The organism is Bacillus sp. 05T21 (assembly GCF_056396785.1).
On the sequence record NZ_JBFTMD010000112.1, the window covers coordinates 1 to 408 of the forward strand.

Annotated in this window: 2 rRNA genes; both read left to right on the plus strand. The window is 40.4% G+C overall.

Annotated elements, in window-relative coordinates:
* A 23S ribosomal RNA gene (locus AC1DKZ_RS33120) occupies positions 1-135 on the plus strand; the annotation flags it as partial.
* A gap of 49 nt (positions 136-184) precedes the next feature.
* A 5S ribosomal RNA gene (gene rrf / locus AC1DKZ_RS33125) occupies positions 185-300 on the plus strand.
* Positions 301-408 lie beyond the last annotated feature (108 nt).

Below are 408 nucleotides of genomic sequence, written 5' to 3' on the forward strand. Positions count from 1 at the left end.
AGCCCCCCTCAAGATGAGATTTCCCATAGCGTAAGCTAGTAAGATCCCTGAAAGATGATCAGGTTGATAGGTTCGAGGTGGAAGCATGGTGACATGTGGAGCTGACGAATACTAATAGATCGAGGACTTAACCATATAATATGAAGCAATGTTATCTAGTTTTGAAGGAATATACCTTCATCAGTTTGGTGATGATGGCAGAGAGGTCACACCCGTTCCCATACCGAACACGGAAGTTAAGCTCTCTAGCGCCGATGGTAGTTGGGACCTTGTCCCTGTGAGAGTAGGACGTCGCCAAGCAAAAACCTAAGTCGTTTCGACTTAGGTTTTTTTGTGTTTATTTTTATTTACTGAAGGTTAAAATTCATAAATTTAATAATCCTAAAGACGAAAAAAGAATGAAATAGA